Source organism: Austwickia chelonae NBRC 105200 (genome assembly GCF_000298175.1).
In the GTDB taxonomy this organism is placed as follows: Bacteria; Actinomycetota; Actinomycetes; order Actinomycetales; family Dermatophilaceae; genus Austwickia; species Austwickia chelonae.
This window is the reverse complement of the sequence record NZ_BAGZ01000003.1, coordinates 81,518-101,913: the sequence shown is the minus strand read 5'-3', so window position 1 is coordinate 101,913 and position 20,396 is coordinate 81,518. Positions and strand designations below refer to the sequence as shown.

General features: G+C 67.8%; 20 protein-coding genes and 1 pseudogene. 16 read left to right on the top strand and 5 right to left on the bottom strand.

What is annotated here, in order from left to right:
* The first annotated feature begins 157 nt into the window (after positions 1–157).
* Together groES and groL are read left to right on the top strand one after the other, a co-directional pair.
* Complete coding sequence (gene groES / locus AUCHE_RS02210) at positions 158–454, top strand: co-chaperone GroES (RefSeq protein WP_006501629.1); 297 nt, start codon at positions 158–160, stop codon at positions 452–454.
* Positions 455–584: 130 nt separating this feature from the next.
* Positions 585–2,201 (top strand): chaperonin GroEL, encoded by a 1,617-nt coding sequence (gene groL / locus AUCHE_RS02205; protein WP_006501628.1) that lies wholly within the window; start codon positions 585–587, stop codon positions 2,199–2,201.
* Positions 2,202–2,293: 92 nt separating this feature from the next.
* Here the strand turns inward: groL and AUCHE_RS02200 are convergent, their stop codons facing one another.
* Positions 2,294–2,590 carry a WhiB family transcriptional regulator gene (locus tag AUCHE_RS02200; RefSeq protein ID WP_006501627.1) on the bottom strand — a complete coding sequence of 99 codons (297 nt, stop codon included), beginning with the start codon at positions 2,588–2,590 and terminating at the stop codon, positions 2,294–2,296.
* A gap of 178 nt (positions 2,591–2,768) precedes the next feature.
* Here AUCHE_RS02200 and AUCHE_RS17670 point away from each other — a divergent pair, with 178 nt between their 5' ends.
* The 10 genes and pseudogenes from AUCHE_RS17670 to AUCHE_RS17870 form a co-directional block, all read left to right on the top strand.
* Positions 2,769–2,900: a hypothetical protein gene (locus AUCHE_RS17670; protein WP_281242636.1), complete on the top strand. Its 132-nt coding sequence runs from the start codon at positions 2,769–2,771 to the stop codon at positions 2,898–2,900.
* A 131-nt stretch (positions 2,901–3,031) separates the two neighbouring features.
* Positions 3,032–3,541, top strand: a complete 510-nt coding sequence (locus tag AUCHE_RS02195) for a sigma factor-like helix-turn-helix DNA-binding protein (RefSeq protein ID WP_162137212.1) — start codon at positions 3,032–3,034, stop codon at positions 3,539–3,541.
* Complete coding sequence (locus AUCHE_RS17185) at positions 3,541–5,028, top strand: hypothetical protein (RefSeq protein WP_006501625.1); 1,488 nt, start codon at positions 3,541–3,543, stop codon at positions 5,026–5,028. The genes AUCHE_RS02195 and AUCHE_RS17185 overlap by 1 nt, the downstream gene beginning before the upstream one ends.
* A gap of 131 nt (positions 5,029–5,159) precedes the next feature.
* Positions 5,160–6,677, top strand: a complete 1,518-nt coding sequence (guaB, locus tag AUCHE_RS02185; protein WP_040321184.1) for an IMP dehydrogenase — start codon at positions 5,160–5,162, stop codon at positions 6,675–6,677.
* A 61-nt stretch (positions 6,678–6,738) separates the two neighbouring features.
* Complete coding sequence (locus tag AUCHE_RS02180) at positions 6,739–7,860, top strand: GuaB3 family IMP dehydrogenase-related protein (RefSeq protein WP_006501623.1); 1,122 nt, start codon at positions 6,739–6,741, stop codon at positions 7,858–7,860.
* A 99-nt stretch (positions 7,861–7,959) separates the two neighbouring features.
* A complete protein-coding gene (locus AUCHE_RS02175) occupies positions 7,960–9,582 on the top strand; it encodes a succinic semialdehyde dehydrogenase (RefSeq protein WP_074788487.1) in 1,623 nt (540 codons plus the stop codon).
* Between the two features lie 64 nt (positions 9,583–9,646).
* Positions 9,647–10,204, top strand: a complete 558-nt coding sequence (locus AUCHE_RS02170; protein ID WP_006501621.1) for an NYN domain-containing protein — start codon at positions 9,647–9,649, stop codon at positions 10,202–10,204.
* Positions 10,205–10,302: 98 nt separating this feature from the next.
* Positions 10,303–11,109 carry an SURF1 family protein gene (locus tag AUCHE_RS02165; protein WP_006501620.1) on the top strand — a complete coding sequence of 269 codons (807 nt, stop codon included), beginning with the start codon at positions 10,303–10,305 and terminating at the stop codon, positions 11,107–11,109.
* Positions 11,106–11,486 (top strand): DUF3817 domain-containing protein, encoded by a 381-nt coding sequence (locus AUCHE_RS02160; RefSeq protein ID WP_006501619.1) that lies wholly within the window; start codon positions 11,106–11,108, stop codon positions 11,484–11,486. The genes AUCHE_RS02165 and AUCHE_RS02160 overlap by 4 nt, the downstream gene beginning before the upstream one ends.
* A gap of 484 nt (positions 11,487–11,970) precedes the next feature.
* Positions 11,971–12,171 (top strand): annotated as a pseudogene (locus AUCHE_RS17870) (serine O-acetyltransferase); the annotation flags it as partial.
* A gap of 154 nt (positions 12,172–12,325) precedes the next feature.
* Here AUCHE_RS17870 and AUCHE_RS02150 read toward each other — a convergent pair.
* Entirely contained in the window at positions 12,326–12,745 is a 420-nt protein-coding gene (locus AUCHE_RS02150) for a helix-turn-helix domain-containing protein (RefSeq protein ID WP_006501617.1), read from the bottom strand.
* A gap of 111 nt (positions 12,746–12,856) precedes the next feature.
* On the opposite strand from AUCHE_RS02150, the gene guaA reads away from it, so the two are divergent.
* Genes guaA through AUCHE_RS02135 form a run of 3 tightly spaced genes read left to right on the top strand, consistent with a single transcriptional unit; the run spans position 12,857 to position 15,635 of the window.
* A complete protein-coding gene (gene guaA / locus AUCHE_RS02145) occupies positions 12,857–14,434 on the top strand; it encodes a glutamine-hydrolyzing GMP synthase (RefSeq protein ID WP_006501616.1) in 1,578 nt (525 codons plus the stop codon).
* A 4-nt stretch (positions 14,435–14,438) separates the two neighbouring features.
* A complete protein-coding gene (locus AUCHE_RS17365) occupies positions 14,439–15,236 on the top strand; it encodes a nuclear transport factor 2 family protein (RefSeq protein WP_006501615.1) in 798 nt (265 codons plus the stop codon).
* 3 nt (positions 15,237–15,239) lie between these two features.
* Positions 15,240–15,635, top strand: a complete 396-nt coding sequence (locus AUCHE_RS02135; RefSeq protein ID WP_006501614.1) for a hypothetical protein — start codon at positions 15,240–15,242, stop codon at positions 15,633–15,635.
* Between the two features lie 89 nt (positions 15,636–15,724).
* On the opposite strand, the gene AUCHE_RS02130 is transcribed toward AUCHE_RS02135, so the two are convergent.
* From AUCHE_RS02130 to hemG, 3 genes are all read right to left on the bottom strand, one after another.
* Positions 15,725–16,327 (bottom strand): superoxide dismutase, encoded by a 603-nt coding sequence (locus AUCHE_RS02130; RefSeq protein WP_006501613.1) that lies wholly within the window; start codon positions 16,325–16,327, stop codon positions 15,725–15,727.
* Positions 16,328–16,491: 164 nt separating this feature from the next.
* On the bottom strand, positions 16,492–17,697 hold the full coding sequence (locus AUCHE_RS02125; RefSeq protein WP_006501612.1) for a TIGR04053 family radical SAM/SPASM domain-containing protein: 1,206 nt from the start codon (positions 17,695–17,697) through the stop codon (positions 16,492–16,494).
* A complete protein-coding gene (hemG, locus tag AUCHE_RS02120; protein ID WP_006501611.1) occupies positions 17,694–19,280 on the bottom strand; it encodes a protoporphyrinogen oxidase in 1,587 nt (528 codons plus the stop codon). The genes AUCHE_RS02125 and hemG overlap by 4 nt, the downstream gene beginning before the upstream one ends.
* Before the next feature lie 218 nt (positions 19,281–19,498).
* Between hemG and AUCHE_RS02115 the strand changes: the two genes are divergently transcribed.
* Positions 19,499–20,383 (top strand): phosphatase PAP2 family protein, encoded by an 885-nt coding sequence (locus AUCHE_RS02115; RefSeq protein WP_006501610.1) that lies wholly within the window; start codon positions 19,499–19,501, stop codon positions 20,381–20,383.
* Positions 20,384–20,396 lie beyond the last annotated feature (13 nt).

Below are 20,396 nucleotides of genomic sequence, written 5' to 3'. Positions count from 1 at the left end.
GCAAGTGCTAAACGCAGTCGCTCGCACCGGAGTGGATCAAGATCGCTTCCGTACAGCGTGCTTGGCGACCCCCGCGACGGCGTCAGGTGTGCGCAGGGAGTTGCCCATCAGTCCACCCGTGCCCAGGCGGGCACGGCCGAAGCGAAAGGTTCCTACCGTGTCGGTTTCCATCAAGCCGCTCGAGGACCGCATCGTCGTCAAGTCCAGCGAGGCCGAGCAGACCACCGCATCCGGACTGGTCATCCCGGACACCGCCAAGGAGAAGCCCCAGGAGGGCGAGGTCCTCGCCGTGGGCCCCGGGCGCGTCGACGACAACGGCAACCGCATCCCGCTCGACGTCAAGGTCGGCGACAAGGTCATCTACAGCAAGTACGGCGGCACCGAGGTCAAGTTCTCGGGCGAGGAGTTCCTCATCCTCTCCGCTCGCGACGTCCTCGCGATCGTCGAGCGCTGACCGCTCGTAGGCGATACCTCTGACGGCGCCCCGGCCCCACCTTCCACCAGGTGCGCGCCGGGGCGTGCGTCGTCCGTGAGCACCCCCGGTCGGTGAACCCGGCCCCCAGACTGCAGAGAGAAGGACTGACATGGCCAAGGAGCTGGAGTTCAACGACTCCGCCCGCAAGGCACTGGAGCGGGGAGTCGATGCCCTCGCCAACACCGTCAAGGTGACCCTCGGCCCCAAGGGCCGCAATGTGGTCATCGACAAGTCGTGGGGTGCTCCCACGATCACCAACGACGGTGTGACGATCGCCCGTGAGGTCGAACTCGAGGACTCCTACGAGAACCTGGGTGCGCAGCTCGCCAAGGAGGTCGCCACCAAGACGAACGACATCGCCGGTGACGGCACGACCACCGCGACCGTGCTGGCCCAGGCCATGGTGAAGGAGGGTCTGCGTAATGTCGCCGCAGGTGCGGCGCCCTCCGGGCTGAAGAAGGGTATGGACGCCGCGGTGGCCGCCGTGTCGGACAAGCTGCTGTCCAACGCGCGTGAGGTCGAGGGGAAGACCGAGATCGCTCAGGTCGCCGCCCTCTCCGCGCAGGACGCCACCATCGGCGAGCTGATCGCCGAGGCCTTCGACAAGGTCGGCAAGGACGGTGTCATCACGGTCGAGGAGTCGCAGACCGCGTCGACCGAGCTCGAGTTCACCGAGGGGATGCAGTTCGACAAGGGCTACCTCTCGCCGTACTTCGTGACCGACTCCGAGCGGATGGAAGGCGTCCTGGAGGACTGCTACGTCCTGATCAACTCGGGCAAGATCTCCAGCGTCCAGGACCTGCTTCCGCTGCTGGAGAAGATCGCCGGCGCGAAGAAGCCGCTGCTGGTCATCGCGGAGGACGTCGAGGGCGAGGCCCTGTCCACCCTGGTGCTCAACCGCATGCGTGAGGTCCTGAAGGTCATCGCCGTCAAGGCGCCGGGCTTCGGTGACCGCCGCAAGGCGATGCTGCAGGACATGGCGATCCTCACCGGCGCCACGGTCATCTCCGAGGAGGTCGGCCTCAAGCTGGACGCCGCCGGATTGGACATGCTCGGTGTCGCCCGCCGCGTCGTCGTCTCCAAGGACAACACCACCATCGTCGAGGGTGGCGGCCAGCAGGACGAGGTCGACGCCCGCGTCGCCCAGATCAAGCAGGAGATCGAGCGCAGCGATTCCGACTGGGACCGCGAGAAGCTCCAGGAGCGTCTCGCCAAGCTCGCCGGTGGCGTCTGCGTCATCAAGGTCGGCGCGCACACCGAGGTGGAGCTCAAGGAGAAGAAGCACCGCATCGAGGACGCCATCTCGGCGACTCGCGCGGCCATCGAGGAGGGCATCGTCGCCGGTGGTGGGACCGCTCTGGTCCACGCTTCCGAGGTCGTCGACACCCTGGCGCTCTCCGGTGACGAGGCCACCGGTGCGGCGATCATCAAGAAGGCTGCCGCCGAGCCGCTGCGTTGGATCGCGGAGAACGCCGGCATGGAGGGCTATGTCGCGGTCGCCAAGGTGCGCGAGCTGCCCGTCGGCCAGGGTCTGAACGCGGCCACCGGTGCCTACGGCGATCTGATGGCTGCCGGTGTCATCGACCCGGTCAAGGTGACCCGTTCCGCGCTGCGCAATGCTGCGTCGATCGCGTCGATGGTCCTGACCACCGACACCCTCGTGGTGGAGAAGAAGGTCGAGGAGGCTGCTCCTGCAGCCGGTCACGGCCACGGTCACGGTCACTGAGCCGACCTGACCCCAGACGGATGGCCCGCCCCCTGCACAGGGGGCGGGCCATCCGTCTTCCTGACCTCGGGTTAGGGTGGGGCCGTTCAGGGTCAGCTCGCGGCGGGAACCTGTCTTTCGTTGAGGTGGATGGATTCTCGCTCGTCTTCGGTGAGAGCGCCCCAGACTCCGTAGGGTTCCCGGACCTTCAGCGCATGGGTTCGGCACTCGACCAGGACCGAGCAGCGTCGGCAGACGCTCTTGGCGGCCTCGTCCCGCCGCCTGCGGGCGGAGCCGCGTTCACCTTCTGGATGGAAGAAGACATCGGGGTCCGATGTCCGGCACCTGCCGGCGAACTGCCATTCCCACTGGTCGGCTAGGGGTCCTGGCAGCCTCGATATCTCGGCCACGATGTCTCCTTACGGGTGATGGTCCACCAGGTTGCCGCGTTCTGGTCGGCGTCTGGCAAGGTGAATGAGAGAATGACTCTCTTCACCGGTCGTCGGACGCACGCCCGACGGGGCGTCAAGTCACGGGGTACCCGCTGAGGGGCCGGCCAAAACCTCTGGGAGGAAGAAAGACCAGCCCATGAGCCAACAGTCAGGAGAACAGCCTGTGATCGGGGTGCTGTGGGCGTCAGCCATCCGTGAGGACCCCGACGGGTCGGATGTCCGCGCCGGACGCCGTGAGAGCGGCCAGGAGAGGGAGTTCGACGGATGACGGGGGGCCACTCCAGGGGAGGGAGTGACTATCACCGGCGAGGACCGTTCGACCGGACGGGAATGGAACGCCATGGTGAGACGTCGGAGTCGGGGAGACCTTCGGAGTGGTCGGCACTGACCGAGCTGGCGATGGATGCACGCGCCGGTGAGGAGGAGGCGCGTGAGCGCCTGGCCGCCTGCGTCCATGACCGCGCCTATCGGTACAGCAGGGCGAAGCTCCCGCAGTTCCCGCAGGTGGCTCTGGCTGCCGAACGGGTGGCGCAGGCAGTGTGTGTCGCCGCGTTGGTCGAGCTTCTGTCGTACGACGAGTTCGCGCAGCCCTTCGACGAAGTGGTTCACACGATCTGTGCACGGGCGGTGGGTGAGGCCTGCCAAGCCGTGATGGACGAGTCGGAGCGGGGCGAAGAGCTGCCCGAACTGCTGGGGGGCAGTTCCGACGAGACCTGGGAGGCCTGGCATCTGTTGGACCAGCTTCCCGAGCAGCAGCGGGAACTGCTGATCCTGCGAATAGCGGTCGGACTCTCCGCCGAGGAGACCGGAGATTCGTTGGGGATGCCGGTGGGCTCCGTGCGTGCGGCGCAGCACCGTGCGCTCGTCCGTTTGCAGCGTCTGATGTACGAAGCCAGGGGTGAAGAGTGATGTCGGGCGATTTCTACGACGTGGACGATCAGCTCCTCGACGCATTGGCGCGGGGGGAGCTGATCTTCGACGATCCGACGGCTCTGCTCCTGCAGGCCTGGGCTGAACCGGTGCTGGTCGACGCTGCGGGATCGTGGCGTTCCTTCAGCCTGGAAGCGGTGGAGGAACGCGCTGCGGACGTCCTCCAAGAGGTCGTCGGCGCGGGCTGGGCCGGTCCGAAGGCTGGGGTCTCCGGGATCCTGGCCGCGGCCGGGCTGTCGGCTTCCACCGTGTTGTTGCGTGACGCCCCGGAGCATTTCGTGGACATGGCCAGGTTCGAGGCAGGGGCCGGGTCGCGGCAGTCCTTGAACGCCGGCCCTCCGGCGGGTCCGATGCGCCCGCCCGGTCGTCCTCCGGCGGGGCCTCGTCCCGGACCGGACCCCGAGACGGCCGGCCCGTCCACCGAGGACGTCCCCGTGCCGCGGGCGGAGGAGACGCGCTATCAGCAGGGTGGTCATCGCCCGGCCGCGCAGGATCCACACACCGAGCCGGTGGAACCGGTCGAGGCCGGCAGGGCTCCGGGGAACGCGGGGCAGGGTGACGCGCCCGGGAACCCGGTAGTTCCTGCGCCGCCTACCGCTCCGATCGAGATGTCCCCGGCCGGTCAGCAGAAGGCTCGCGGGCCGGTCCCGGAGCAGGACGGCGGGGGACACACCCGGGTCCAACCGGTGGCGGGGCGTACCGTGGCGGCACCGGTGGTGGCCGCGGCGACGGCGCGGGTGGCAGCGGTCGACCGCGGGTACGACGCCGAGGCCGGGAGCCCTCGGGAGGAGGCTCATACCCGGCGGATGCCTCCTGCTGCGGCGACCGCGTCCCTCGACCGGGACGCCACGGGCGACTCGGGCCGTTCTCCGGCGAAGACCCAGATCGCGGCTGCCGGGCCACCCAAGGGTGTATTGGCGACACTCGACGACCGGAACGAGGAGTTCTCGGCATCGGAGGAACGTCCGGCCAAGGGTGCGGTGGGTACGGCTGCGGTCGGCGGCGGCGTGGCCCTGTGCATCCTGGGGTCGGTGGCCTTGGCGATCGCCGGAGTCGATGTCCCTCTGCTGTCACCGATCGTGCGTCCGGTGAAGATCCAGAACCAGAACAACAAGCCGTCGTCGACGATCACGACGAAGAGCACTGCGGGCGCGACTTCCTCGCCGTCGTCGTCGAGCGTGGGGAATCGCACCTCGCCGGTGTCGGTGCCTGCCCATCGACCCAGTGACCCGGGTCGCCCCACGGTGGCCTCCCCGAAGGCTCCGACGCCGTCACGGGTCCAGCCGACGATCCGGGATCATCCGGTTCCGCCTCCGCCGCCGGCCGCTCCACCGGTTGCGCCTCCGCCGCAGCAGCCGCCGCCTCCGGTTGCGCCTCCGCCGGTTCCGCCGAAACCGCCGGTGCAGAAGCCGCCGGCGCCGAAACCGCCTCCGGTTGCGCCTCCGCCGGCGCCGGAAGCGCCTTGACCTGGGTCCGTCCTGGCGGCACGGTCCTCTTCGGACCATCCGCCAGGGCGGGTACTCGGCTGCCCGGGAGCTGCGGTGTCGTCCGGTCCTGCCGGGCGGGGTGACGCTCGCCTCGGTCTTAGACTGAGGTGATGAACGATGCGACCGGACCCGACCGGGATCCCTTTGCCACGATCGGCCTGACCTACGACGACGTGCTGCTGCTGCCCGGCGACACGGACGTCATCCCCAGCGAGGCCGATACGGCCACCCGGATCAGCCGCAATATCGTGGTGCAGATCCCGCTGGTCTCCGCGGCGATGGATACGGTGACCGAATCCCGGATGGCGATCGCGATGGCCCGGCAGGGCGGGATCGGCATCCTGCACCGGAATCTGTCGATCCAGGACCAGGCCCACCAGGTCGACGTGGTCAAACGTTCGGAGTTCGGCATGATCACCGATCCGGTGACGACCAGCCCTGATGCGACCTTGGCCGAGGTGGACGCCACCTGCGGCCAGTTCCGGATCTCCGGTCTACCCGTCGTCGACGACAGCGGTCTGCTCGTCGGCATCATCACCAACCGTGATCTGCGTTTCGAGACGGATTTCTCCCGCCGGGTGCGCGATGTCATGACGAAGGCGCCCCTGGTGACGGGGCCGGTCGGTATCGACAAGGAGGCGGCGCTGGCTCTGCTGGCGAAGAACAAGATCGAGAAGCTGCCGCTGGTCGACGCGGCGGGGCGGCTCTGCGGTCTGTTCACCGTGAAGGACTTCACGAAGTCCGAGCAGTACCCCTTGTCGACGAAGGACGATGCCGGTCGGCTCCGGGTAGGTGCGGCGGTCGGCTTCTGGGGTGACTCCTGGGAGCGGGCGACGACGCTGGTTGAGGCCGGGGTCGATCTGCTGGTGGTCGACACCGCCAACGGCCACGCCCGCGGCGTCACCGACATGATCCGCCGGTTGAAGTCCGACCCGGCGACGAAGGGGGTCGATGTCATCGGTGGCAATGTGGCCACACGTGCCGGAGCACAGGCCCTGGTCGATGCGGGCGCCGACGGGGTGAAGGTCGGTGTCGGGCCGGGGTCGATCTGCACGACCAGGGTCGTGGCCGGGGTCGGGGTGCCTCAGGTGACCGCTATCCATCAGGCGAGCCTGGCCTGTCGTCCGGCCGGGGTCCCTCTGATCGGTGACGGTGGCCTGCAGTACTCGGGGGATATCGCCAAGGCTCTGGTGGCCGGGGCCGACACGGTGATGTTGGGTTCGCTGCTGGCCGGGTGCGAGGAGAGTCCCGGCGAGTTGGTCTTCATCAACGGCAAACAGTTCAAGCAGTACCGGGGGATGGGTTCGCTCGGGGCGATGCAGTCCCGTGGCCGGGCGAAGTCCTATTCGAAGGACCGTTATTTCCAGGGTGATGTCACCGACGACGACAAGGTGGTCCCTGAAGGGGTGGAGGGCCAGGTCGCTTACCGCGGGCCTCTCGCGGCGGTGGTCTACCAGCTGGTGGGTGGTCTGCGTCAGTCGATGTTCTACGTGGGTGGGCGGTCGATCGACGAGCTCCAGAGCAAGGGGAGGTTCGTGCGGATCACGGCGGCCGGGCTGAAGGAGTCGCACCCGCACGACATCCAGATGACCACGGCGGCCCCGAACTACACCGGTAATTCGCGGTGATCGGAGGCCCGTTGCCGGGCACCCTCCGTCCGCGGGGTCGAACCGTAGGTAGATTGGTGCAGTGACCGACATCGAGATCGGCCGCGGAAAGCGCGGCCGCAGGGCGTACAGCTTCGACGACATCGCGATCGTGCCTTCACGACGCACCCGCACTCCGGAGGATGTGTCGATCTCCTGGCAGATCGACGCCTACCAGTTCGATCTGCCTTTCGTGGCGGCTCCGATGGATTCGGTGATGTCCCCGCAGACTGCTGTCGCCTTCGGTGAAGCCGGCGGGCTGGGCGTTCTCGACCTGGAAGGTCTGTGGACCCGTTACGAGGACCCGAGCGAGTTGTTGGCGGAGATCGCGGAGCTGTCCGAGGAGGCCGCGACCTCCCGGATGCAGGAGATCTACGCCGAACCGATCAAGCCGGAGTTGATCACCGAGCGGTTGCGCCATCTGCGTGACGCGGGTGTGGTGGTGGCGGGTGCGCTGTCGCCGCAGCGTACGCAGGAGCATTGGAAGACGGTCGTCGACGCCGGGGTCGACATCTTCGTCATCCGTGGGACGACGGTGTCGGCCGAGCATGTCAGCTCGCAGGCCGAGCCGTTGAACCTGAAACGTTTCATCTACGAGCTGGACGTTCCGGTCATCGTCGGGGGGGCTGCTTCCTATACCGCTGCCCTGCATCTGATGCGCACCGGTGCCGCCGGTGTCCTGGTCGGTTTCGGTGGGGGAGCTGCGCACACGACCCGCCAGACCTTGGGCATCCACGCGCCGATGGCCAGCGCGGTGGCCGATGTGGCTGCGGCCCGTCGGGACTACCTGGACGAATCGGGTGGCCGTTATGTCCACGTCATCGCTGACGGCGGTATCAGCCGTAGTGGTGACGTGGTGAAGGCGGTGGCCTGCGGTGCGGATGCCGTGATGATCGGTGCGGCGCTGGCCAGGGCCGAGGAGGCTCCCGGTCGGGGGCGCCATTGGGGTTCGGAGGCGCACCACCCGGATCTGCCTCGTGGTGAGCGGGTATACGTGGGGACGGCCGCGCCGCTGCAGGAGATCATGGTCGGCCCCGGCCGTACCGCCGACGGTACGACCAATTTCGCTGGGGCGCTGCGCCGTTCGATGGCGACCACGGGGTACAGCGATGTGAAGGAGTTCCAGCGCGTCGAGGTCATCGTGGCGCCGTACACCGCGGGCTGAGGGAGATGCTCACCTGATCGGGCACGACGAGGGCGGGCCGGGGTTCTTCAGGACCCTGGCCCGCCCTCGTCATGCTCTCGGAGGCCGTACGGTGGGGGTATGACTGCGACGACCGGTGTGGACGCTGCTTTTTCCGGATCGGGTGGGCGGCCTGGCCCTGCCGATGATCAACCGCATCACGTGTTGGATCCCGTATGGGTGCGGCGGTTGACCTCGCTGGCGGTGACCTCGCCCCGGGCGGAGGAGATCACGGCGGTGACACCGATGAACGGCAAGGCCCTCGCCCGGATCCCGTTGTCGTCCCCGGAGGATGTCCGCGTCGCGGTGGACGGGGCCCGGGCCGCACAGCCCGCCTGGGCGGCGTTGCCGCTGTCCGCGCGGGCGCAGGTGCTGTTGGACTTCCACGACCTGGTGCTCGCTCATCAGGTCGAGTTCCTGGATCTGATCCAGTTGGAGAGCGGGAAAGCCCGCCTGCACGCCTTCGAGGAGATCGTCGACGTCTGCCAGGTGTCGCGTTATTACGCCCGGACGGCGCAACGCCATATCGGACCTCGCCGACATGTGGGGCTGATCCCGGGGTTGACGCAGGTCACGGAGCTGAGGCATCCCAAGGGTGTGGTCGGTATCGTGGCGCCTTGGAACTATCCGTTGTCGATGGGCGTCACCGATATCCTGCCGGCTCTGATGGCGGGGAACAGCGTCGTGGTGCGTCCTGACCTGCAGACGTCGTTGACCTTGCTCCTGTGCGCGGATCTCCTGCGCAGGGCGGGGCTTCCTCCGCAGGTGTTGCAGGTCGTCCTGGGGCGGGGCAGCGTGGTCGGCAACGAACTGTTCGAACGGTGCGATTACATCGGTTTCACCGGGTCGACCAGGAACGGCAGGAAGGTCGCCGAACAGGCCGGTCGGCGGTTGGTGGCCTGTTCGTTGGAATTGGGTGGGAAGAACCCGATGTACGTGGCGGCGGACGCCGATCTCGACCGTGCGGTCGAGGGCGCGGTGCGGGCCTGTTTCGCCTCCGGCGGGCAGCTGTGTGTGAGCATCGAACGGTTGATCCTGCACGAGGCGATCGCGGACGATTTCCTCTCCCGGTTCGTCCCGGCTGTCCGTTCGATGAGGTTGGGCCCGCAGCTCACCTTCGACGCCGACATGGGCAGCCTGGTTTCTGCCGAGCAGTTCGACGTGGTCCGTCGGCATGTGGACGACGCCCGGGAGCGGGGCGCCGTGGTCCTGGCCGGTGGGCGGGAACGTCCTGACCTGGGGCCGTGGTTCTACGAGCCGACGGTGCTCAGCGGGGTCACCGAGGAGATGACGGTCTGTCGGGAGGAGACCTTCGGCCCTGTGGTGTCGATCTATCGGGTCGCGGGCGACGACGAAGCGGTCGACCTGGCCAATGACACCTGTTACGGGTTGAATGCGTCGGTGTGGACCAGGGATGTCGGGCGCGGGCGGGAGCTGGCTGCTCGGATCCAGGCCGGGACGGTCAACGTCAACGAGGGCTACGGGGCCGCTTATGCGTCGACGGCGGCTCCGATGGGTGGTTTCAAGTCTTCCGGGGTGGGCCGTCGCCACGGCGCGGAGGGCATCTTGAAGTACACGGAGGCACAGACGATCGCTGTGCAACGGGTGCAGGGCCTGGGTGTGCCGCCGCAGCTGTCGGTGGCCCGGTTCACCGACACGATGTCGTTCTTCCTGAAGGCTATGAAGGTGCTGGGTAGGCCGTGAGCAGGTGTCCGGGGCAGGATGGGAGTGCGGCGCGCCGGTGTCCGCCTCTGGAGGGAGCGTGACCATGTCCGCATCGGACGATGTGACCTACTTGCTCGTCGATGGTGAGAACATCGACGCGACATTGGGTGGGGGCATCCTCGGGCGGCGACCGCGCCCGGAGGACCGGCCCCGCTGGGACCGGGTGAAACGTTTCGCCGAGGAGCACTGGGGCCAGCCTGCGGTGCCCTTGTTCTTCCTGGCGGTCAACGGGGAGATCCCGATGCCTTTCGTGCAGGCTCTGATCGCGGTGGGTTACAAGCCGGTTCCCTTGTCGGGGCAACCTGATCAGAAGGTCGTGGACATCGCGATCCAGCGCACCCTGGAGGCTCTCCAGGAGCATTCGGCAGATGTGATGCTGGTCAGCCACGACGGTGATTTCCTGTCGTACATCGACGATCTGAACGACGGCCGTCGGCTGGCGGTTCTGGGTTTCGCCGAATTCCGCAATGCGGGTTTCTCCGCCTTGGGTCCTCAGGTGGAGCTGATCGACCTGGAGTACGACGTGAATGCGTTCACCGAGCGTCTGCCGCGTCTGCGGGTCATCCCGATCGACGAATTCGACCCGGCGGACTTCCTCTGAGGGGTGCGACCCGGCCGTTCGGGCCGCTCGCCGGTCGTGCGGGGAGAGGGGCGCGTCTTCGGCCCTGTCCCGGTGGCGTCGTGGTCTAGCCTGGCCACGTGCTGCGGACCGCTCTGACGCCGAAATGGCTGGCTCTGCTCGTCCTCGTTCTCGCGGTCGTCGTCGGTTTCGCGGCTCTGGGCCTGTGGCAGTGGGACACTGCGCACGAGCGGGGGGTCGCGGAGGCGACGAAGGAGGCGGCGGCGAAGCCGGAGGCGCCGCTGGTCCAGGTGATGCCGACCGACGGGACCTTCCCGGTGGGTGCCTTGGACCGGAAGGTGTCCATGACCGGGACCTACGAGGCGTCCGGGCAGGTGTTGGTTGCTGGGCGTCGGCGCGGGGAGACGGAAGGTTTCTGGGTGGTGGCGCCCTTGCTGGTCGAGGGTTCTCGGGGGCGTTCGGGTGATCCGGTGCGGATCCCGGTGTTGCGGGGTTTCGTCGCCGCCGGGGTCGAGGCGCAGCCTCCGCCGACCGGCCGGGTGGAGGTGAAGGGGGTGCTTGCGCAGGGGGAGCCGCCGCCGAATCAGTTCCGCCCGCTTCCCGAGGGCCAGGTGGCGACCTTGAATGTGCCGACCTTGCTGAACCGGTGGGGTGGTGAGGTCTACAACGCCTTCGTCTTCACGCTCTCCCAGTCACCGGCGGTTGATGACGACATGTTGACCCCGGTGCCGCCGCCGGCTCCGGGAAGCACCCAGTTGAACTGGCGCAACCTGGGTTACGCCCTGCAGTGGTTCTTCTTCGCCGCTTTCGCCCTGTACATGTGGTGGCGGATGGTGCGGGAGGAGAGCCGGGTGCGGGCGGTCCTCGCGGAGGCACAGGCCGTCCCTGCCGATTCGTCCACAGGTAAAGGAGAACCAGCGAGATGACCACGCCGTCCTCGCACATCATCGCGAGTCAAGAGGAGATCCGTCGGGCGCTCACCTTCTTCAAGGTGATGGCCGTCGTGGTCGGGATCGGGCTGCTCGTGCTGGTGTTGGAGATGATCCTCAAGTACGGGGTGGGGTTGCAGGGGCGGGACAACCCGTTGTGGTGGTGGCCGCAACCTCACGGTTTCCTCTACATGGTGTACGCGGTGGCCACGTTCTTCCTGAGCCTGAAGGTCCGCTGGCCGTTGGGCAAGCTGATCTGGGTGCTCCTGGCCGGGTGCATCCCGTTCCTGTCCTTCGTGGCGGAGGCCAAGGTGGTCGGTGAGGTTCGCGCTCTGATGGCGGAACGAGAACAGTCGGCAGGCTTACGGATGTAGGCGATCGGCCTCAACTCTACCCTTACGTAAGGGTAGAGTTGAGGCCGACCAAGCGCCGTTGCGCGCAATTCGCGCGTCGCACCGTGAAGGACGTCTCGTGAACACATCGAACACCTCGCTCCGGTCCCTCACCCCCGTGCCTCAGGACACACAGAACCCCACCCCAGCCAAGGACGGCTCCTCTTCCCGACACCCGTGGGCGGACGAACTGGGCAAGCGGTATCCGATCGTCAACGTCCTGCGCGAAGACCGTCATCGCAACGGCGGGATCCGCACCCCCGGTTTCCAGACCATCGCCTGCCACCGACTGGCGAACTGGGCCGAGAGCGACGAAGCACCGAAAGCGCTGCGCGCACCGGTGGGCAGGATGGCCCGAGCCGGTCTGCTGGTGGCCCGGGGGGTCTACGGCATCGAACTGCCCGCCAGTGTCGTCCTGGGACGCCGGGTCAAGGTCGCCCACCAGAGCGGGATCATCGTCCACCCGGATGTAGTCATCGGCGACGACGTTCTGATCAGGCAGAATGTCACGATCGGTCTGCGGGAGGACATCCAGGGCGACGCCTCCGAACACGTTCCGCGCATCCGTTCGGGCGCCTCCCTGGGCGCCGGCGCCGTGGTGGTCGGGCCGGTGGTCGTCGGCGAAGGCGCCGTGATCGGGGCGAACACCGTGGTCACCCGGGACGTGCCCGACGGCGGCACGGTCTCCCCACCGCGTTCGATCATCCGCGGACCCTCCGGGACGGACACCAGGGGCGAGCACGACCGCAAGCCGCCATCGGACAGTTCCCCTGCCGACCGCGCAGGGAAGTGAACCCGGCCGGCTGGATGTCCGACCCCGCTCAGTTGCGGTGAACGATATCCCTGGTCGCTGCACGCAGACGGTCCCGCAGCAGCCGGGACGGACCGAGAATCCGTTCGATCTCCTCGATGGCCTGGGCGACGGCGTCCTCACCGTCCTGCACCAAGGAGGCATCCTCCTGCGTTCCCTGACCGGTCTCGATGGCCCGGCAGGCGTCGACGATCGGCCGGATCTGCTCCAACGACAGACCGACCAGCTTCAGACTCATCACGAGGCGCAACCGCTCGATGGCTTCCGCGTCGTAGATCCGGAAACCGCCGGCCGTCCTCCCCTCCGGGGTGACCAGACCGAGATCCTCGTAATGGCGGATGGAACGCAGACTCAACCCGGTGAGTTCGGCGACGTCCCCGATCTGCAGAGGCCGACTCGGGATGGGCCCGGTGCCAGGAACGGTGAGCATGTGGTGACTCCGAGGTACGTTCAGATAATCGCATCATCCTAGCGAAGCGTCCTGCTGCTCCGGGCGGTCGAGGGTCGGAGCCTTCCCCGGTGGGCCGCTAGGCTTGTTCCTGTGAGCAAGGATCCCCACGCGCATCCCGTCCTCGTGATCGACTTCGGTGCGCAATACGCACAACTCATCGCCCGTCGGGTGCGTGAGGCCGGAGTTTACTCGGAGGTCGTCCCCCATACGGCCGCTGCCGCGGACGTCCTGGAACGAGAACCGTCCGCCATCGTCCTGTCGGGCGGGCCGTCCAGCGTCTACGCGGACGGCGCGCCCTCCCTGGACCCGGAGCTCCTGCGCGCAGGCGTACCCGTCTTCGGGATGTGCTACGGATTCCAGGCCATGGCCCAAGCCCTCGGTGGCGAGGTGGCCCGCACCGGCCTCTCCGAGTACGGGGCGACCCCGGTCACGGTCAGCGACACCGAATCCACCCTCTTCACCGGCCAACCGCACGCCCAATCGGTGTGGATGAGCCACGGCGACTCGGTCACCCGCGCACCCGAAGGCATGTCGGTCACCGCGTCGACCCCGGGAGCCCCGGTCGCCGCCTTCGAGGACGACGAAAAACGCCTCTACGGGGTGCAATGGCACCCGGAGGTGCTGCACACCACCTTCGGCCAGCGACAACTGGAGAACTTCCTGCGCCGCGGGGCAGGCCTGACCGCCGAGTGGAACCCCGAGTCGATCGTCGAGGACCAGGTCGCGCGGATCCGCGCCGAGGTCGGCGAGGACCGCGTCCTGTGCGCGCTGTCCGGAGGAGTGGACTCCTCGGTGGCCGCAGCTCTCGTCCAGAAGGCCGTAGGGTCGCAGCTGACCTGCGTCTTCGTCGACCACGGCCTGTTGCGTCAGGGCGAGGCCGAGCAGGTTCAGAAAGACTTCGTGGAAGCCACCGGCATCGACCTGGTCACGGTCGACGCCTCCCAGGACTTCCTCGGCGCGCTCGCCGGCGTGAGCGACCCCGAGGAGAAACGCAAGATCATCGGACGGGAGTTCATCCGCACCTTCGAGCGGGCCGCCCGGGAGATCGTGCAGGACCGGGGCGACGAGGAGCACCCGGTGAAATTCCTCGTGCAGGGCACCTTGTACCCCGATGTCGTCGAATCCGGTGGCGGCAGCGGTACCGCGAACATCAAGAGCCACCACAATGTGGGCGGTCTGCCCGACGACCTGCAGTTCACCCTCGTGGAGCCGCTGCGTGACCTGTTCAAGGACGAGGTCCGTCAGGTGGGGCTCGAGCTGGGTGTCCCCGAGGCGATCGTGTGGCGCCAGCCCTTCCCCGGACCCGGCCTGGGGATCAGGATCGTCGGTGAGGTCACTCAGGAACGTCTGGACGTCCTGCGCGCCGCCGACGCCATCGTCCGTGAGGAGCTCACCCAGGCCGGTCTCGACCGGGAGATCTGGCAGTGCCCGGTCGTCCTGCTGGCCGACGTACGTTCCGTGGGGGTGCAGGGCGACGGGCGTACGTACGGTCATCCGGTGGTTCTGCGTCCGGTCAGTAGCGAGGACGCGATGACCGCGGACTGGACCCGCGTGCCCTATCCGGTGCTCGCGGCCATCTCCACCCGGGTCACCAACGAGGTTCCTGAGGTGAACCGGGTGGTACTCGACGTGACCAGCAAGCCCCCGGGCACCATCGAGTGGGAATGACGTCGTGAGCCTCGGCAGACGCCCGCAGGTCCTGATCAATCTCGCAGTGATCGGGATGAACCTGCTGGTGCTGCCGAACTGGTTCTCACCTGGGCGTTTTCCGCTTCAGGCGAGATTGGCCTTCGTGGCTGTGCACGTGGTGGTGATCGCCCTGTGCTCGTGGTGGTTGTCGCGAGCGCTGGGCGTCAACCCGTTCACCCGTCTTCGTCGACCTGTCTACACCCCTTATGCCTTGGAACCGGATGAGGAAGGCCCCTCCTCCGCCTCGTCGTCCGGGGGCAGGCCCGGGAAGGGGAGCGGTCAGAGGTGGGGAAGGTCGGGGGAGTTCCGCGAGTTCGACCCGCACGAGGAGGAAGCCGACCCGCCGGTCGCTCCTGCCGGGGAAGATGCTCCCACGGAGGCGGGTGGGGCCGTAGCGTGTACCTCCATGAGCGAGGGACACACGTCAGATCATCGGCGCCGGACGGTTCAGCGTTACTACGAGGCTCTCGACCGTGACGACCTGGACGCGGTGCTGGAGTGCTTCTCCGGTGACGTCCTCTATCGGAGGCCGGGGTATCCGGTGATGACCGGTTCCGAGCAGCTCCGGGCGTATTACAGCGACGAACGCCGCTTGGCGCGGGGTCGCCATTCCGTGCGGAATCTTCTGGTCGACGGGCAGCAGGTCGCGGTTCAGGGCACCTATGAGGGGGAGCTGAGGGAGGGCGACCGGACCGTGGTCGATTTCGCGGCCTTCTTCGTGGTCGACGGTAACGACCGGATCTGTGAGCACGCCACGTACTTCTACGTCGAGCATGTCTGATCCGTGAAGTACGCGTTTCAGGCTTGTTCTTCAGCGGCGTCGGCGTTGGCGGTGCCCTTGGGCGTGCAGCTTCTGGTGGGGGACGAGGGGGCGGGCTTCTCGGGGTGGGTGCCCTTGGCCGGAGTAGAAGCTTTCCTCCTGATCTGCCTGATCGTCATGGCTGTGCTGAGGGGTGATCGTTATTTGGAAAGCCTTTTCCAGGTCCTGGGGATAGCGGCGTCGGCGTTGGCGGTGCCCTTGGGCGTGCAGCTTCTGGTGGGGGACGAGGGGGCGGGCTTCTCGGGGTGGATGCCCTTGACCGGAGTAGAAGCTTTCCTCCTGATCTGCCTCGCCGTCCTGGCTGCCTGCAGGGCAACGTTCTCCGCCGAGAGGAACAACACCCCGAAGGCCCCCGCCTGAGACAGCACGACGGGCCGGAGCGACAGCGCGGGAAAACCCGCGACATCGCCCCGGCCCGTCGGCGCGAACCGGTGGACGCAGACCGTTCGTCAGAGGGCCGTGCCGCGTGCAGCGGCGAAACGGCGGGAGACATCGTCCCAGTTGACGATATTCCACAGCGCCGACACGTAATCGGCCTTGACGTTCAGGTACTGCAGGTAGAAGGCGTGCTCCCACACGTCGAACACCAGCAGCGGGGCGGCACCGAAGTTCACATTGCTCTGGTGGTCGTAGTGCTGGCTGACGATCAGACGACCGTCGAGGGGCTCGTAGGCGAGCATGCCCCAGCCGGATCCCTGGATGGTGGTGGACGCCGCGGTCATGTGAGCCTTGAAGGCCTCGAAGGAACCGAAGTTCTTCTGGATGGCCTCGGCCAGCGGGCCGGTCGGCTCGCCGCCGCCCTGCGGGGAGAGGTTCTCCCAGAAGATGGTGTGCAGGGCGTGTCCGGCCAGGTTGAACGCCAGGGTCTTCTCTAGGCCGACGATGGAACCGAAGTCGTTCTTGTCCCGTGCGTCGGCCAGCTTCTCCAGGGTGTCATTGCACCCCTTGACATAGGTGGCGTGGTGCTTGGCGTGGTGCAGCTCCATGATCTGGCCGCTGATCGCCGGCTCGAGGGCCGCGTAGTCGTAGGGCAGGTCGGGCAGGGTGTACATCATGCCTCCTGGCATCTCGTGAGCGGTGCCCCACACACCCTAGTCGGGGTGGGGAAGAGTTGCGACATATCACCTTTCGTCCGGTGTGACATGTCATCCACTCTCGAACGTACCAGGAACGACCGAAGTGCCCCACTTCCCGACCGGGACGGGAAACCCTCGGATCAGGCGTGGGCATGCCCCGGACGTCGTACCGTGCGCATCGCCGAAGGCACGTACACACAGGTCGGATCCGAACCCAGGATGTCCCCGGTCACCGCATAGGCGTGTGAACGCGAACCCCCACAGACCTCGTTGAACTCGCACACCCCGCACTTGCCGTGGAATTCCTCGGGATGCCGCAGCGAGACCAACAGCGGATCGGTGCGATAGATCTCCGGGAAAGGCGTCTCCTTCACGCTGCCGCAGTGCTGCGGGAAGAAACCGGACGGATAGACCAGCCCGGTGTGCGAGATGAACGCGAACCCCCGGCCCGAGTTCACATCGATCGGAGGACGGGGCTTACGGCGGCGCACCGTCGCATCGGCGAGCAGATCGGCCGTGGCCGCGCGCAGCCGCCGGTACAGATCACCGTGCGGGACCTGCGAGGACGTCGTCTCCCCGTCCTGAGCCTTCGCCCGCATCCGCGCCCGCTGGATGGCGACCCGACGGTAGTGCGGAGCCTCCGTCGTCTTCACCGCGATGAGATCGGAGACATCGTGCAACCAGTGCAGGACGTCCTCGGCCTCGGCCGCGGTCAGCGTCTGCAGGGCGGACCCGCGCCCGGTCGGCACCAGGAAGAAGACACTCCACAACGACGCGCCGAGGGAATGCACCAGGCGCAGCAGCTCAGGCAGCTCCTCCACGGTGTCCCGCGTGATGGTCGAATTGATCTGCAGCCGGTAACCCAGTTCCTTCGTCCAGGCCGCAGCCTGCAGGGTCGCGTCGAAGACGCCGGGCACGCCACGGAAACCGTCGTGGATCTCGGCGCGGGCGCCGTCCAAGGACAAGGAGATCGCATGGACTCCGCTCTCCCGGAAGACCTTCAACGACTCCGGGGTCATCCGGGGAGTCACCGACGGCGAGAGCGCCATGTGCAGGCCGAGATCGGCGCCGTAACGCACCAACTCGGGCAGATCCGCCCGCTCGAAGGGGTCGCCGCCGGTCAACACCATGATCGGATGGGGTTTGCCGAAGGAGGCCACGTCGTCCAGCAGGGCCTTGCCCTGCTCGGTGGTCAACTGGTCCGGGTGGGCGACCTTCTGGGCATCGGCCCGGCAGTGCTTGCAGACCAGCTGACAGGCCCGAGTGGTCTCCCAGATGACGATCATGGGTCGTTCGCCGGCGTCATGATGCAGATGGCGGACGACACGCTCGGGCGTGACGGTCATGAAGCCTCCTCGGCGTCGAGATGTCGGACCAGCTGCTCGGCCGCGGTGTTCGCCGACGCGATACATGCGGCCAGACCGATGCCGTCGTAGGAGGCACCGGCGAGCACGACCCCGGGAAGATGTTCGTCGATCTCCGCCCGGATGTCGGCGACCCGGTCGAGATGCCCCACCGTGAGCTGAGGCAACCCCTGAGGCCAGCGTTGCACGCGGACCAGGGTGGGTGCCACCGACAGCCCGGTGAACTCCCGCAGATCCGCCAGGAGCCGCTCGACGAGCTCGCGGTCGTCCAACCGGTCGACCAGGTCCTGGCCGTCGCGCCCCGCGGACAGACGCACCAGATGGAGATCGCCGCCACCGTGCTGCGGCCATTTGGCCGACAGACTGGTCATCGCCTTCAACAGGGTGCCCGTCGTCGACGGCACGAGGAGACCGTTGGCCTGCAGCCCGGGAACCCCCGCCACCTCCTGGGCCGGGAAGCCGAGAAGCACGGTCACCGTGGAGGAGATCCGCGTCTGGGCGAGGGTGTCCGCCGCGCGGGGAAGCACCGGCTGCAGCAACTCCCGGGCGGCATTCGCCGGCACGGCCAGGACGACGGCGTCGGCCTCGGTGACGCCCTCGCTCGTCGTCAACCGGTAGCGCCGAGGTCGGGGTGCGCTCTCGCCGCCGCCAGGGGCGGCTTCCACCGTCTCGACCCTGGCCCCGAGGACGACCTCGACGTCCACCTCGGCCAGGAGACGGTCGACGACCTCCCGGAGACCTCCCCGCCAGGACAGGAAGTCCATCCGGGGAGCGGTACGCGGCGGAGCCGGCGCGAAGGCTCGCGGCAGCGCCGCCACCACCTTCTCCCGACGGGCCGGCGGCAGGAGCCGAGTCACCGCACCGGCGACCCGGCGGGGCAGATCCCCCACCTTCAACGGCATCAACGACCGGCCCTGCGCCGCGGCGGACACCAGGGTCGGCGTGGTGGCACGCAGGCTCAACTGGTGGACATCGCCGGAATGCAATCCGCCCAGCAACGGATCCACGAAACGGTCGACCACCTGACGGCCGAACCGGCCGGCGACGAATTCCCCGACGGCGACATCCTGGCCCGGCCCGAGCTGCGGTGCCGATCGCAGCCGGGCGGCCACAGGTTCCATCCCGGCGCGGAGCAGCCCGGGCAAGGACATGACCCGGCTGGCCAGGACCGGGCGCAACCGGGTGGGCCCGGCCGGACCGACCCCGGCCGGCAGGCGACGGCGTCCGCGAGGCGTCCACAGATAGCTCTCCCCGGCGCGGGCGACGATGCGTTCGTCGAACAGTCCGAGTTCCTTCAACAACGCGACCCCCTGCGGGGCCATGGTGTGCATGGCCTCGGCGCCCAGGTCGACGGGCACGCCCGGAGGAGGCGGATCGTCCTGATCCGAGGAGGTGTGGCCGGGGCGTGGCCGCGGGATGTCCACGGTGAGGATCTGCCCGCCGAGCCGGTGATCGCTCTCGTACAGGGTGACCCGGTGACCGGCCAGGGCGAGCCGACGCGCGGTGGTGAGCCCGGTGATCCCGCCGCCCACGACGACGACATGCCGGGCCTGTGAACCTTCCATCTGTCGTTTCCCTCCTGCGCATCCTCTCGCCCTCCTGCGAGCGGGCCTGCGCGACCATCCTAGGGCGGCAGGGTGTCGGCAAAGCCGGGGGATGCTCGCGCAGGTCATATCCGGTGTGGACGGGTTCGGGCGTCAGCCCTGTCGGGACCTTCAGAGCAGCCCATCCGTTCCCAGCTGGCTCACAGGAAAGGGGAAGGTCCGTCTCCCACCATGGCGTCATGGCCCTTCTTCCCACCCGCGCTGTGTCCGCGGTCCTCCCCGGTGGGCGCAAGGCCAGGGGCGCGGCCGTCGGATACGGATTCATCCTCATGGCAGCAGCATCCGTCGTGATGGCACTCCTGGTGCATTTCTTCCTTCAGGACGCTCGAGGCCAGGAACTGGAACGACGCATCCTGCGAGGCGTCGGCACGAGCTCCCTCATCGACCAGGTCCTCCAGGGCGGACTGGAACTGGTCAGCGTCGGAGCGATCGTCCTCGCCCTGGTCGTCCTGGCGGTCTTCGCCGTCATGCGTCGCCGGGCCGACCTCGGCCTGGGTGCGGCGATCCTCGTCGCCGGAGCGAATATCACCACCCAGGTGTTGAAGTACGGAGTACTGGAACGCGCCGACTTCGGTTTCTCCCGTCACAACTCCCTACCCAGCGGACATGTCACCGTCATCACCTCGCTGCTGATCGCGGCCGTTCTGGTGCTCCCCGCGGCCTGGCGTCCGATGCTGGCCCCGGCCGCAGCCTTCCTCGCGACCGGCGCAGGGGTGGGCACCATCGTCCTGAGCTGGCACCGCCCCAGCGACGTCATCGCGGCCTACGCGGTGGTCCTGTGGTGGGTGGGGGCCATCGTGGCCAGCCTGGCCCTGGCCTGGCGGCAGCAGGGGCCGGTCCCCCGTGGGCTGTGGCGGCCCTTCGGCTACGTCGTCGGAGGTTTCCTCGCCGTGGTCGTGGCCGCGATCCTGATGCTCGTCTCCGGGGTCTCCCCCCGCCAAGGGACCTACGACCTCGCCCTCGGACTGGCCGCACTCCTCCTGGTGGCCCTGTGCTGCGCCGCGGTGATCAGTCTGGCCGCCTATGCCACCGATCTCCTCGGCGACGACCGCGGGACCGGCTGAGTTATTGACGGTG

Bases quoted from the DNA above. Each gene is read 5' to 3' on its own strand.
- hemG (WP_006501611.1), bottom strand. From the start codon at position 19,280: ATGGAAGGTTCACAGGCCCGGCATGTCGTCGTCGTGGGCGGCGGGATC.
- AUCHE_RS02125 (WP_006501612.1), bottom strand. From the start codon at position 17,697: ATGACCGTCACGCCCGAGCGTGTCGTCCGCCATCTGCATCATGACGCC.
- AUCHE_RS17185 (WP_006501625.1), top strand. From the start codon at position 3,541: ATGTCGGGCGATTTCTACGACGTGGACGATCAGCTCCTCGACGCATTG.
- AUCHE_RS02195 (WP_162137212.1), top strand. From the start codon at position 3,032: ATGGATGCACGCGCCGGTGAGGAGGAGGCGCGTGAGCGCCTGGCCGCC.
- AUCHE_RS17670 (WP_281242636.1), top strand. From the start codon at position 2,769: ATGAGCCAACAGTCAGGAGAACAGCCTGTGATCGGGGTGCTGTGGGCG.
- AUCHE_RS02115 (WP_006501610.1), top strand. From the start codon at position 19,499: ATGGCCCTTCTTCCCACCCGCGCTGTGTCCGCGGTCCTCCCCGGTGGG.
- AUCHE_RS02175 (WP_074788487.1), top strand. From the start codon at position 7,960: ATGACTGCGACGACCGGTGTGGACGCTGCTTTTTCCGGATCGGGTGGG.
- groL (WP_006501628.1), top strand. From the start codon at position 585: ATGGCCAAGGAGCTGGAGTTCAACGACTCCGCCCGCAAGGCACTGGAG.
- AUCHE_RS02130 (WP_006501613.1), bottom strand. From the start codon at position 16,327: ATGTACACCCTGCCCGACCTGCCCTACGACTACGCGGCCCTCGAGCCG.
- AUCHE_RS02160 (WP_006501619.1), top strand. From the start codon at position 11,106: ATGACCACGCCGTCCTCGCACATCATCGCGAGTCAAGAGGAGATCCGT.
- AUCHE_RS02170 (WP_006501621.1), top strand. From the start codon at position 9,647: ATGTCCGCATCGGACGATGTGACCTACTTGCTCGTCGATGGTGAGAAC.
- AUCHE_RS02150 (WP_006501617.1), bottom strand. From the start codon at position 12,745: ATGCTCACCGTTCCTGGCACCGGGCCCATCCCGAGTCGGCCTCTGCAG.
- guaB (WP_040321184.1), top strand. From the start codon at position 5,160: ATGAACGATGCGACCGGACCCGACCGGGATCCCTTTGCCACGATCGGC.